Below are 13,195 nucleotides of genomic sequence, written 5' to 3' on the forward strand. Positions count from 1 at the left end.
AGTGCAAAGGCTAATAAAAGTACATCTTACTGATAATCAAACTAATACGATTTTTCAACGGAGTAATGTTAAAAAGACAATATCATGGATAAGTATATTTACTTCATCATAGCAAATGTCATTTCGTTTGCTACCTATGCTCAAACCTACAACATGAGTAATGGGACGACAACTACCTGTTCAGGAACCTTTTACGACAATGGCAACACGGGTAACTACACCAACAATCAGAACTTGACACATACATTTTGTGCAACATCTGGCAATCAGATAGAAATCAACTTTAGCTCATTCGACTTAGAAAACAATTACGACTTCCTCTACATTTATGACGGTAATTCTACTACTGCCCCTTCTCTAGGAACCTTTACCAATACCAATAATCCAGGAACCATAACTAGTACAAGTGGCTGTTTAACAATTCGTTTCACCACGGATGGCAGTGTAACCCGTTCTGGGTGGACTGCTACAATTTCATGTATTTCTGGAAATTCAATCCTTATGTCCAATAGTAGCACAACAACTTGTACTGGAACATTCTATGATAGCGGTGGTTCAGGAGGTAATTATGGTAATAATGAAAACTATGTCTATACGATTTGCCCCTCTATTACTGGCAATAAAGTAGAAGCAAACTTTACAAGCTTTAATATTGAGAACAATTATGATTTTCTAGAAATCTTTGATGGTCCTAATACAAGTGCCCCATCCTTGGGGACATATACGGGAACATTGGGGCCTGGCTTGACTCAAGCAACTCCAAGCAATACAAGTGGCTGCTTGACCTTTAGATTTACAACAGATGGTAGCGTAACACGTTCTGGATGGATTGCTGCAATAAGTTGTTTTTCTAATTGCCAAACTATTACAGCGAATCTCAATAGCACGAGTCCTACCGCTGATGCAGATGGAATTATCCGACTTTGTCAAGGTCAATCTGTGAATTTTGTAGGCAGTGGTACCTTTTCTAATAATAATGCAGGTGCTACTTATGCTTGGGACATGGGTGATGGCACAACAATAATGGGTACCAGCATCAATCATACTTATACAACATCGGGTAGCTACTCTGTTAATCTACTCATTACAGATAATGCAGGTTGTATCAATAATAATGTATTTAATCAAGTTGTTCAAGTTTCAACTACTCCTACTCTTGCTACTGTAGCTGCTCCTGGTATTTTTTGTCAAGGAAATAGTTCTGTTGTAACAGGAACAGCAATTCCAACCGCACACATCACCAATTGTACTCCTCCTGTTAGTGGAACAACATTCCTACCAGATGGCTCTGGTGTTTCGTATACTACCTCTATCCCTGTCAATTGCTATGCCCCAGGTCAAACTATTACATCCGCTACAGATATTGTGGATGTTTGTTTAAATATGGAACATTCTTATTTGGGAGATCTTGAGGTAAGAATTATTTGCCCAAATGGCCAATCTGCCGTACTAAAATCGTATGCAGATGGAGGAGCAGGGACTTATTTAGGAGAAGCTATTGACGATTTAACTTCTGGTCCAGGAACGGGTTATAACTATTGTTTTACTCCAACTGCAACAACCTTACTAGTCAATGGTGCTACTACCAATGTGGGCAGTCCTGCTAGTGCCTCTATTGTGGCAGGGAACTATCAACCGACACAGTCTTTTGCCAATCTTATAGGTTGCCCAGCCAATGGAAACTGGACTATTGAAGTAACCGATAATTTGGCACAAGATGATGGATACATTTTTAACTGGGATTTGGATCTAGCCGCCACCTTATTTCCAACAGGTTCCTTTACACCAACTATTGTTTCAGAAACATGGACTCCCAGTCCTAGCTTAAGTCCATTGACTAGCAATACTGCAAGCATTACTCCAACAGCACCAGGCAACGCTTGTTATACCTATGAAGTAACCGATAATTTTGGATGTACTTACAGTGATGTACTTTGTGCAACCGTCACGCCTGCTTCTACCCCTCCTGTATTAGCACCTGTTGGAGGAACGCTCTGCCCCAATACTTCCGTAACCTTAACAGCCAGTGGTGGGCAAGCTAGCTCAGGTTCAACAATCGAATGGTATACAGGTCCTAATGGAACTGGCACTTCTCTTGGAAGTGGCAACTCACTAACCGTTACTCCTACCAACACAACCAGCTACTATGTACGTCGGGAAGGAGGATGCAATACAACGGCAGACGATATGGTTCTTGTTGACATAAAAGACTATATTTATGGCTTAGATGGTGCAACAACAAGTAATTATTGTACGGATAATACGGGTTGGCATCACTTTTATAACGGTAATGAAATTTTATTGTCCATCCACGGTGATTTAAGTGGGGCTCCAGCAGGCTATCCAGAAATTACCATCCGAGACAACGGAACTTGGCACCAACAAAGTCAAGGACCTTTTAGTCCTTCTGCTTGCGCATTAACTGGCAATACTCCAGGAGAAGAGCGTTTTGAGATGGAACGTAGTTGGAATGTAGATTTTGGTGGAGGAACATTAATTCCTCCTTATCAAGTCCGTTTTTATTACGAACCAACTGAACGGATTGCCATTGAGACAGCTGCCGCAACATGGGCTGCTACTTATGCCGCTTGTGGCTATACTTATAAATATTCCACTCCCAATGGTTTGTTTTGGTTTAAAAACACGGGTTCTAATTACAGCGCTCCTGATTATGATGGCACCCATTTGCCTCATACAACTGGAATTACTAGCAATAGTATTAATTATGTCGAACTTTCAGGCATCACAAGTTTTTCAGGAGGAACAGCAGCCTTAATACTCACTCCTGACCAATCTTTGCCCTCTGAATGGCTTTACTTCAAAGGAGAAACCAATACTAAAACTAACTTTTTGAGTTGGGCTACAGCATCTGAAATCAATTCTGATTACTTCAATATTCAACGAAGCAAAGATGGCATTTCATTTGAAACAATAGGAGCTGTCGCAGCACAAGGCAACTCTACTAATACGCACCATTATACTTTTGATGATAAAACACCATACAAAGGGATTAACTATTATCGTTTAGAATTAATTGACACTGATGGAGCTATAAGTTATTCCACTACCATACAACTAATTATTCCAGAAGATGGATTGGGGTACCTTTTCTATCCCAACCCTACTCAAGATGTTATTCATTACCAATATGAGGCATCCTCCAAAGAATTTTTAGAAATACAAGTTATTGATGTTTATGGCAGAACGCTCTCAACAAAATCATTTACGGCAACGATGGGGCTCAACACTGTCCCCATCCACTTGAACAGCTATCCCACAGGGAGTTACATGATTCGGGTACACCATTTAAACAGTGCCAATGTTCATACCGTAAAAGCCATTAAATCGACTTACTAACACCTCAATTTATAAGCTTACAATTTCACAGAACTCATACCTCTAAAGGGTATGAGTTTTTTATTTTAAAATAACTTACACATTTTATAAAAATACTGTATTTTACACAGTCCTTATACGATTTGCCTAGCACATTAAAACAATCCCCCTCCTATTAAACAATCACAGAGTAGTTCAAGGTTCGTTTGTTCAACTCCAAATCTCTTGTTTGATTAGCATTACTAATGCTTCTCTCTATAGTTCGTTGAAAGCACACAGCAACCTTTATTAGGTTAATAATCAACAAACTACTAATTGAAACAACAAATGTTTAATACATTCTTTCACCCAAATATCATTTCAAAATAAAAGATTAAAAAAAGCTATGAAAAAAATTTCAACCGCAATTCTATTAACGGCTTGCATCAACCTTAGCTATTCGCAAGGTGTTGGCATAGGGACAGTCCCCAACCCTTCTGCCATGCTCGATGTAAGTTCTACTTCTAGAGGACTCTTAGCTCCAAGAGTTGCACTAACAAGTAGTACCGATGCTACAACGATTACCAATGGCAACGTAACAGCATTACTTGTTTACAATACTGCTACGGTAGCAGATGTTAGCCCTGGTTACTATTACTGGGATGGAAGCCTGTGGAGAAGCCTTGACAACACAGACAATCAAGATTTAACCTACAACTCTGCAACCAATACCCTCTCCCTAACCAACGATGCTAGCCCTGTCAATTTATCTGGATTAGTTGATCATGATTGGTATGAAGTGGGTACTACTTCTCCGGCCAACAGCATCAATAATAATATTTATACTGAGGGGAACGTAGGAATTGCAGCAACAACCCCTTTAACCAAATTACAAATCGGAAACTCACCTGCTGGCACTTATCGAGCTTGGATGGATTACGGAGTAATCATTGGAAACGACACAGATGGTATTTTTGTGGGAGTCAAAGATGAAGGAGCAGATCAAGATGATGCTATTATTGCTTGGGGAGACAACCCTCAAGATGACCTGCGCTTCTTATACAACGAGTCAGGACTCACAACTAGCAGAGAAGTAATGATATTACAACCCAATGGAAATGTAGGCATCGGAGAAAGTACTCCCAACAATAAACTTACCATTGGTGCTAACTTAGGGACAGGTTACGGTATATCCTTAAATTCAGGCACTCCTTATGGTCAACTTATTGAGACAACAGAGGCTACAGCTACTAATAATCCTGCATTCTGGGTTCGAACCAATAATGGCAGTGCCACTAGCCAGCTTTTTAGAGTTCAAAACAATGGTAATGTAGGTATCGGAACCATTGCTCCTAGTGCCAAACTAGATGTAAACGGAACAATCCTTCAAGGACCTAACAACACTTGGGGGCAACAAACTAGAATAGGGATTGATGCCCCTCTCACTACTGTTCCAGAGGCAACCATTGGTAGCACAAATGGCAACCTGCACCTCGAAGCACGCACAGGATTTGACACTTACATCAATCACTATACAGTTGGTGGAAACACATATATTGCCACAGGTAACAATACAGGTAATGTTGGTGTTGGAACAACCAATGCTACAAGCAAATTAACGGTCAATGGTGTCTTAGAAATAAACAAGGTAGCGGATGTTAGTACTATTTATTTTACCAATAGCTCAACAGAACCAGGATACATACGCCACCGTGGCAACTCGAACGCTGCGGAAATGCGTTTTGTAGCTTCTGACGACTTTGATGTGGGAAGTGCAGGCGATAAATTTACCTTTGGTGGTGAAACAGGAGGTGTTTTTACAGAAGCCATGCGCATTCAAGGAAATGGAAACGTAGGAATTAAAACAACTACGCCCGCTCAACGTTTACATGTTATCGGAAATATTTTAGCTTCAGGTACCATTACTAGTTCTGACCAACGTTATAAAAAGGAAATTCAAAATTTAACCAATAGTACAGATTTATTGAATCACATTCGTCCAGTCGCTTATAATTTTAGAACAGAAAAATTTGGTGATGGGCAATTTGATAATAAATTACACTATGGAATTATCGCTCAAGAACTAGAGGAAGTATTGCCTAACTTAGTTTATACTGATCTAGAAGGCTACAAAGGGATTAACTATACAGAGCTTATTCCCTTGCTTATCAAAAGCAATCAAGAGCAACAAGCTCTTATTGAGCAACAACAAAAACAAATCAATCAACTTATAAATGCTGTCGAGGCATTAAAAAAATAATTATCTATTTTTATGGAAGCATACATATATGATAGCCTTCGCACACCAAGAGGTAGAGGGAATAAAAAAGGCGCTTTGGTTGGCACTACAGCCACTCAACTGGTTGTTACTGTTATGGACGAACTTAGAAAGCGCCATAACTTAGATACCACTCAAGTTGAAGATATGATTTTAGGCTGTGTGACTCAAATCATGGATCAAGGTGCCAATGTGGCTAAGACTGCTGCACAACATTCTGGCTACGGAGAACATCTTACAGCAGTTACTTTAAATAGATTTTGTGGTTCAGGACTTGAAGCCATTAATCAAGCTGCCGCCTATATTAAATCTGGATTTAATGATTTAATGTTAGCGGGCGGTGTGGAATCTATGTCTAGAGTTAAAATTGGCTTAGACGGTGGTGCAATTGCGATGGACCCCACTGTTGCTCTTCCTGGGCACTTTGTTCCTCAAGGTATCTCGGCCGATCTTATCGCCACAAAATACGGTTACTCAAGAAATGATGCCGATAAATTTGCGTTAGAATCTCAAAAACGTGCTGCCAAAGCATGGGCAGAAAATGCTTTTGAAAAATCCATTGTTCCTATTCGAGATATTAATGATTTTCTCGTGCTGGATAAAGATGAGAATGTTCGTCCAAGCACAACCTTAGAAGGCTTGGGAAGCCTAAAACCTGCCTTTGAAAAGATGGGACAAATGGGCGGCTTTGATGCTGTTGCAATTGACCGATACCCAGAAGTAGAAGCGATTAACCATGTGCATCATGCTGGCAATTCCTCAGCTATTGTTGATGGAGCAGCACTTACTTTAATTGGCAACCAATTGGCTGGAGAACGCCTAGGTCTAAAACCAAGAGCTAGAATTAAATCTGTTGCCACTTATGGCACAGATCCTACTATTATGTTGGTTGGTCCTGCTCCTGCTAGTCGCAAAGCTCTACAAAAAGCAGGTATGTCTAAAAACGATATCGATTTATTTGAAGTTAATGAAGCTTTTGCTTCTGTTGCACTTCGTTTTATGGATGATTTAGACATTGACCATGCTAAAGTAAATGTTAATGGTGGAGCTATTGCCCTAGGGCATCCGTTGGGCGCTACTGGTTGTATGTTGGTCGGTACGGCTTTGGATGAATTGGAAAGACGAGGGTTGAGTACAGCACTAATTACCCTTTGTATCGGTGGTGGTATGGGGATTGCAACAATTATAGAACGAGTGTAAGCACGAAATACAATGGAACGAAAACTAATTGCAGGTTTTGTAGGTGGTATTGGTTATATCTTTGTCACTTGGGCAGCTACTTTGACAGGAATTTTAGATTGGTACAAAAATTTTGACCCAGATCATTTGACAGAAATTGTGTCTATTTTTGCGCCTTTTTCTTTAATGGCAATGTTTCTATTTTTGACCATTTACTTATATCATAGATGGCAGCCACAGGAAAAACGAAAAAAGACATTTGGAAAATTAATGATTATTGGAACTGGGTTTGCTATGGGCGCAACGACTACACAGTTGACCTTAATGCAAATAGATGGTGTCAAAATTGGCAATTCCTTAATTGTTGCTGGTCTTTTTTTTGCAACTAGTCTGCTTATTTCCCTACTTATCTCTAGTTTTTATCTATTCATTAAAAACATAACTCAAGAAGAAGATTAAAAATAATGGAATCAACAACAATAAAAAATGACTTGCTGGAATATGCAATTGATGCCGATGGTTTTGCAACCATTACCATCAATATGGTCAATGAGCCAACTAACTTATTTAGTATAGATTTTATTCAATCTTATTTAGAAATTGCTCAACAAGCAGTAGAAAACCCTACCGTAAAAGGGGTTATTGTCACTTCTGCTCATAGAGATTTTATGGCAGGAGCCGATCTAAAATTCATTGGTAATCCCCCTAAAAACAAGGAAGGTCTATTTAAAGATATTTTAAATGTTCATAAAGGTTTCCGTACACTTGAACAAGCGGGAAAACCTTTTGTAGCCGCTATCAATGGCACTGCTTTGGGGGGTGGGTACGAGCTCGCCTTAACTTGTCATCATCGAATTGCATTAAGCAAGCCTAGTATTAAAATTGGTTTGCCAGAAGTTAATTTAGGTTTGCTACCTGGCGGAGGTGGAACACAACGCTTGAGCTATCTTATTGGCATTCCTAAAGCGACGACTTATATCCTTCAAGGAAAACAATTTCGCCCGACTCAAGCCTTATCAGAAGGTTTTATCGATCAAGTTGTCACCGACCAAGAAGCTCTGATTGCCGCTGCTAAACAGTGGATTCTAAAGAACAGTGCCCCTATTCAGCCTTGGGATGACAAACGCTATAAAATTCCTCAAGGAGGCTTGATGTCTAAATCTGGCACTGACACTATGATTGGTGGGATTGGCAATTTACGGAAAAAAACGCATGGCAATTATCCAGGCGCTCAATATGCAATGGCTTGCATTCACGATGGAATGTTGCTCCCTATTGATAGAGGATTGGAAATCGAAGCACGTTATTTTATCAAAGCGTTTTATTCAAAAGAGGCTCAAAATTTAATCCGTACAGGATTTTTTGCTATCAACGAAGCCAAAAAGGGCAAAGTTAAACCTAAAGGATTTGACTTTTATACAATTAACAAAGTAGGTATTTTAGGCGCAGGAATGATGGGCGCAGGAATTGCTTATGTTTCTGCTCGTGTTGGGATGGATGTTGTGCTAAAGGATACCTCCGTAGAAAATGCAGAAAAAGGAAAAGCATATTCTGAAAAATTACTTCAAAAAAATGTTTCTAAAGGGCGAATTACGCCAGAATTATTGCAACAAACTCTGGATAAAATCCAAACGACAGATCAAACAAAGGACATGGCTGATTGTGATTTGATTATAGAAGCTGTTTATGAAAATCCTGAATTAAAAGCTAAGGTTACTCAAGAAGCAGAAGCTTATTTAAATCCTAAAAAAATCTTTGCTTCTAATACCTCTACAATTCCTATTACTTTACTAGCCAAAGCAGCCAAACGCCCAGAGAATTTTATTGGCATGCATTTTTTCTCTCCTGTTGACAAAATGCCACTCGTAGAGTTGATTGTAGGTAAAGAGACTTCTGATTATGCGGTTGCAGCGGCAGTAGATTACGTAACGCAAATTGGTAAAATTCCAATTGTAGTAAATGATAGTAGAGGATTTTTTACTTCTAGAGTATTTTCTACCTTTACTCGTGAAGGTGCTTTGTTGCTCCATGAAGGAGTTCCGCCTGCGGTCATTGAAAATGTAGCCAAACGTGTCGGTATGCCTGTTGGTCCTCTTGCCGTAACTGATGAAGTTTCATTGAGTTTAGCATTAAATGTTATGGATGCAGATCAAAAAGAACGGGGTAAAACTGCTCAAACTTTATATGAATTGTTGCATAAAATGGCTGTTGATCTAGGTAGACCAGGCAAAAAAGCGGGTAAAGGATTTTATGAATACCCTTCTGGTGGTCATAAACATCTTTGGGCTGGTCTAAAAGAACACTTCCCAAGTGATCCCAATTACCTTGATGCAGAAACTGTTGGTAAACGTATCTTGCATATCATGGCTTTAGAATCTTATCGTTGTTTGGAAGAAGGAGTTCTCAACTCGCCTACCGATGGAGATGTCGGTTCTCTAACAGGTTTTGGATTTCCTCCTTACACAGGAGGTGTTTTTTCTTACATTGATTATGTAGGAATTCGTGAATTTGTAGAAGATTGTGACAATTTTGCAAGTTGCTATGGTCCTCGTTTTATCGTTCCAGAATCGCTTCGTGAAATGGCTGTGAATCAAGAAACTTTTTATTAGAAATGCTGTCGCAGTGCTGCTATTTTGTACTCAAGAACAGTAGCACTGTGATACAAAACATTTACGAATGGTTGTAATTTCTTCTCATTACTAGATTGTTTTTTTTCAAAAATAGTTGCCTTAGTCTTTCTTTTCCACTCTTTACAATCGACAAGACAAAATTAGACACAGATAAAGGAACGATACAAATGATTGCTTTGTTCTCCTTCATGGCACCAAGTTGATAAAAAAACTCTGTATACTCATCTATAGCTACTTTATTTTCCCAACGTTTGTTTTCCCTACTAGACTGAACCACATTGCAAGGGTAAGTACCTAAAAATGGATGTTCATCTTCAAACTCGTATCCTCCTAACAAGCCCTGCTCTTTAACCGTTTCCATTAAATTTAAGATTTTTGAGGGCGTATTCATATTGGGTGAGGGATATATTTTTTGAACCGCTTTTTGGCTAATACAAAAAGAAGAAGGATGTATAAACCCTTCGATAATATATTGGGCGTATCCACGATAGCGAATAATTTGTGGCAAAACATTATAGAATAAAAAATTGGACAAATTGTTCTTGTTTCGATATCCTTTATCTATTGCTCCAGAACCTCTGTATACAATACTTTTATGACCATTTAACTTCAATTTATAACCAAAGAGTACCATAATACCAACGGCATCTGCTCCATTCCAAATTACTCTCAACCTTGCAACGACAGCATTCTTGCATTTTTTATTTAAGTAATCATCCTGTATTGGGGTATCAAAATGCCGAGTATAAACAGATTTAATGGATTTCCACAAACTTGTTAATTCTTTTGCAGACATTTTCTCTAATTGATAATTCTTTATTGTCGTCATCTTTTATTGTTGATTATTTCCATCTAAAAAACATTAAAAGGTCGTCCATTAATTGCCTACCCCCTAAAATTCGAAAAAACTATTATAACGTGTTTGCAAAACATCAAAAATGACCTTCTATTTTTGAGTGTCTTACAAACCAATAAAATCAACCTCAAACATTGCCAATAAACACAAAAACTCGTACTTTGTGAAAAACTAAAACAAAAACGATGAAAAAGCTTTTTATTGCCCTTATCCTATTCTATTTATTGCCTTCTACTCAAGCCCAAAAACTTCCTAACAAAATTCCTACGACTAGAGAGATTGTCTTAAATGCTGCCGATACAATTCAAAAAATCAGAATATTTATCGCCAATCCCAAAGTGAAAATTGAGGAAAATAAATTTTATACTTGGTATCAAAAACAACTTATCTTACACACACAAGGGGCTTGGTCTGGCAAACTACTACAAGGGAAATACGAATCTTTTTACCCCAATCACAACCTACTAGAGCAAGGCATTTATGAAAAAGGATGGAAAGTTGGGCTTTGGAAACGTTGGTATGCTGATGGCACTCTAAAAGAGCAAGTCTCTTGGAAAAAAGGGGTGCGACATGGTTCTTTTGAGACTTTTGATGCCAATGGTCAGCTAACTCAAAAAGGGAGGTATAAGAACGGGCAATTACATGGTCCTTTTTCTACCTTTGTGGACGGAAAAGAAACCAAGGTAAAATATCGTAAAGACAAAATTGTTGTCAAAAAAGAAGCAAGCAATAAATTCCAACTTTTTAAGAAAAAGAAACAACCCAACGACCAAGCTAAACAGTCCCCCAAAAAGTCCTCAAAATCTGCTAAACCTGCTCAAAAAAAAGAGACTCGCCCTACTAAAAAGCGCAACCATAAACAACAGAAGAAAAAACAATCCTCTGCCAAAAAAGACCTTCCAAACAATCCAAAATAGTGTTTCAGAAAACCTAACGTTTCTTCATAAAAGTTTGTTCTTGTTGCCCAAATTGTAGTCGAATAGAATCTTTATAGATTTCCTTTACGTGCACCTGTTGAAAAACATCTCGCTTTCTGGCTATGGGATAAAATCGATTGTTTATTTTCAAGAGAGCAACGGTATCATTATCCATCACTTGATAACCTTGATAGACAATAGCAGGAAAGGGTTTTGAGGTTACATTTTGCACGATAGGTTGAGGTGTTTTTTTACTGATTTTGGGAGGCGTACTTTTCGTTCTAGAAGACTTTGTTCTCGAACCAACTGCGCTTCCATTATTATCAGAAGAATAATAAAATCGTTTTCCCAAAAATGGGTCTTTATAGTCTACTAACAAAACATAAGTACTATCCTCCTGCTTTTCTTCAAATACAGGTAGCTTATTATATTGAGGAATGTCAAACACTTCCTCTGAACCATATACAGCTTGATAAATTTTATAAAAAACCAGCCCCCATACCACCAATAATACAGGACCTAAAACATAGGGTGCATATTTATTATCTTTCATTCCTTAGTTAATTGTAAATTGCCACAAACTAGATCGACTGCTTTGTTGATTATTCGTTCCAACAGACTTCACTTGCCAATAATAAGTACCTGCGCCATATCCAACTGTATCCGAACTATTAAAAGTGTAATTATTGTTTGTCAATTCCAATTTTTGATAAGGAGTTGCCGTATTGTTATGATATAAAAAGAGGCTATCTTTTGCAATTCTAGAAGCTCGTTGCCAACTCATATTAAAAGGTAACGTCAATGTGCTATTATTTGCTGGTGTATTATGAATTGGAATCATATTGATATTAAACTGTTTTACGGAAGTGTAAGAAGTGGTATCTCTTCCCACGCGCATGGCACGAATTCGATAGTAAAATGTTCCCAAACCTAATCGACGTATCAAATAAACATAATCTTGTGTAGTGGCAGTATCTACGGCAATAGTTTGACTATTAAAAGAGGGATGCGTTGCTACTTGTAACTGATACTGATTGGCTAATCCAAGTGCTGTCCAGAAAAAAGCGACAGAATCTTTGGCATAAATTGTACTAGGAGTTGGAGCAATTAGATTGACTGTTTGGTTAGCTAAAGTCGTATCTTGTACAACACTTAAACTATAAGTATTATAATCCGTTTCACTAGAATTATTTCTACCGATTACCCTCCACTGATACTCTTTGGGCTCTAAGCCTAAAGTCAAACGCCTTCCCGATATTACGGTATCTAACACATAGTCTTCTATAAAATCAAATCGCTGGGAGACAATTTGAAAACGATAGGTGCTGACATCGGGGAGGCTATCCCACACAAAGGTTTGTGTCTGGGTATAAGTAGTATAACCATTAGGCGGTGAAAGCATATCTACTTTTCGTTTGCTTAAATCTTCTTCAAAAATTAAATTGCAACTAATGGTAGATATTAATAGGCTAAATACAATTAAATATTTCATGGTTATTCGGTTTCTTTTTTGGATTTATTTTGAATATTTTGCAAGTGTATATCAGCGGTCAATTCTGGTGCTCGGCTTTGATAATTCTTACCTAAATTAAAGCTCACAGAAACGATCCTTCCCAATTGCTGTTCGTGTTCCAAGTGGTATAATAATTTTACCATTGGGATAAAAGTTCCTTCCACTTTTATTGGATTGTGCAAGAAATTTAAATCTTGTTCTTCATAGACAATGGATTCTGGCATTTCTTGTATAGCCAACTTATTTTCTTGACAAAAGGTCGTTACCTTTTGAAACAAATGATTTTGAGTAAACGACTGATTGTTTTGTTCCGACTCCAACTTTGTCAATTGCTTTTGATAACGTTCTATTTGTTCCCAAGCTTGCCCTGCACTAGACATTTGTCGTCTTAATTGATTCGTAGCATGATAAGCTGTCCATGTTTTTCCAAAAGCCAACCAATAAGCAATGCCCAAGAAAAGAACCATTCCTCCTAATAACAACTGATATTTTTGTTTGTAATTCATT

General features: G+C 38.1%; 10 protein-coding genes. 6 read left to right on the top strand and 4 right to left on the bottom strand.

Annotated features, from left to right (window positions below):
- The first annotated feature begins 84 nt into the window (after positions 1-84).
- The 5 genes from QP953_RS17320 (at position 85) to QP953_RS17340 (ending at position 9,381) form a co-directional block, all read left to right on the top strand.
- On the top strand, positions 85-3,357 hold the full coding sequence (locus tag QP953_RS17320; RefSeq protein WP_309552072.1) for a CUB domain-containing protein: 3,273 nt from the start codon (positions 85-87) through the stop codon (positions 3,355-3,357).
- Positions 3,358-3,721: 364 nt separating this feature from the next.
- A complete protein-coding gene (locus QP953_RS17325; protein WP_309552074.1) occupies positions 3,722-5,575 on the top strand; it encodes a tail fiber domain-containing protein in 1,854 nt (617 codons plus the stop codon).
- 12 nt (positions 5,576-5,587) lie between these two features.
- Positions 5,588-6,793, top strand: a complete 1,206-nt coding sequence (locus QP953_RS17330; RefSeq protein WP_052597167.1) for an acetyl-CoA C-acetyltransferase — start codon at positions 5,588-5,590, stop codon at positions 6,791-6,793.
- Positions 6,794-6,805: 12 nt separating this feature from the next.
- A complete protein-coding gene (locus QP953_RS17335; protein ID WP_052597169.1) occupies positions 6,806-7,231 on the top strand; it encodes a hypothetical protein in 426 nt (141 codons plus the stop codon).
- Positions 7,232-7,236: 5 nt separating this feature from the next.
- Positions 7,237-9,381 (top strand): 3-hydroxyacyl-CoA dehydrogenase NAD-binding domain-containing protein, encoded by a 2,145-nt coding sequence (locus QP953_RS17340; protein ID WP_309552076.1) that lies wholly within the window; start codon positions 7,237-7,239, stop codon positions 9,379-9,381.
- 61 nt (positions 9,382-9,442) lie between these two features.
- Here the strand turns inward: QP953_RS17340 and QP953_RS17345 are convergent, their stop codons facing one another.
- Positions 9,443-10,231: a hypothetical protein gene (locus QP953_RS17345; protein ID WP_309552078.1), complete on the bottom strand. Its 789-nt coding sequence runs from the start codon at positions 10,229-10,231 to the stop codon at positions 9,443-9,445.
- A 212-nt stretch (positions 10,232-10,443) separates the two neighbouring features.
- Here QP953_RS17345 and QP953_RS17350 point away from each other — a divergent pair, with 212 nt between their 5' ends.
- Complete coding sequence (locus tag QP953_RS17350; protein WP_052597175.1) at positions 10,444-11,175, top strand: toxin-antitoxin system YwqK family antitoxin; 732 nt, start codon at positions 10,444-10,446, stop codon at positions 11,173-11,175.
- Between the two features lie 13 nt (positions 11,176-11,188).
- Here the strand turns inward: QP953_RS17350 and QP953_RS17355 are convergent, their stop codons facing one another.
- The 3 genes from QP953_RS17355 to QP953_RS17365 are packed head-to-tail and all read right to left on the bottom strand — an operon-like array spanning position 11,189 to position 13,194.
- Positions 11,189-11,728 carry a hypothetical protein gene (locus tag QP953_RS17355; protein WP_052597176.1) on the bottom strand — a complete coding sequence of 180 codons (540 nt, stop codon included), beginning with the start codon at positions 11,726-11,728 and terminating at the stop codon, positions 11,189-11,191.
- 3 nt (positions 11,729-11,731) lie between these two features.
- Positions 11,732-12,667, bottom strand: coding sequence for a hypothetical protein (locus QP953_RS17360; RefSeq protein WP_052597179.1), 936 nt, complete (start codon positions 12,665-12,667; stop codon positions 11,732-11,734).
- 2 nt (positions 12,668-12,669) lie between these two features.
- On the bottom strand, positions 12,670-13,194 hold the full coding sequence (locus QP953_RS17365) for a hypothetical protein (RefSeq protein WP_052597180.1): 525 nt from the start codon (positions 13,192-13,194) through the stop codon (positions 12,670-12,672).
- Position 13,195: the final 1 nt, after the last annotated feature.

Source organism: Aureispira sp. CCB-E (genome assembly GCF_031326345.1).
Lineage (GTDB): Bacteria > Bacteroidota > Bacteroidia > Chitinophagales > Saprospiraceae > Aureispira.

Coding starts and splice junctions, on each gene's coding strand:
- QP953_RS17345 (WP_309552078.1), bottom strand. CDS start 10,231: ATGACGACAATAAAGAATTATCAATTAGAGAAAATGTCTGCAAAAGAA.
- QP953_RS17335 (WP_052597169.1), top strand. CDS start 6,806: ATGGAACGAAAACTAATTGCAGGTTTTGTAGGTGGTATTGGTTATATC.
- QP953_RS17365 (WP_052597180.1), bottom strand. CDS start 13,194: ATGAATTACAAACAAAAATATCAGTTGTTATTAGGAGGAATGGTTCTT.
- QP953_RS17340 (WP_309552076.1), top strand. CDS start 7,237: ATGGAATCAACAACAATAAAAAATGACTTGCTGGAATATGCAATTGAT.
- QP953_RS17360 (WP_052597179.1), bottom strand. CDS start 12,667: ATGAAATATTTAATTGTATTTAGCCTATTAATATCTACCATTAGTTGC.
- QP953_RS17330 (WP_052597167.1), top strand. CDS start 5,588: ATGGAAGCATACATATATGATAGCCTTCGCACACCAAGAGGTAGAGGG.
- QP953_RS17355 (WP_052597176.1), bottom strand. CDS start 11,728: ATGAAAGATAATAAATATGCACCCTATGTTTTAGGTCCTGTATTATTG.
- QP953_RS17350 (WP_052597175.1), top strand. CDS start 10,444: ATGAAAAAGCTTTTTATTGCCCTTATCCTATTCTATTTATTGCCTTCT.
- QP953_RS17325 (WP_309552074.1), top strand. CDS start 3,722: ATGAAAAAAATTTCAACCGCAATTCTATTAACGGCTTGCATCAACCTT.
- QP953_RS17320 (WP_309552072.1), top strand. CDS start 85: ATGGATAAGTATATTTACTTCATCATAGCAAATGTCATTTCGTTTGCT.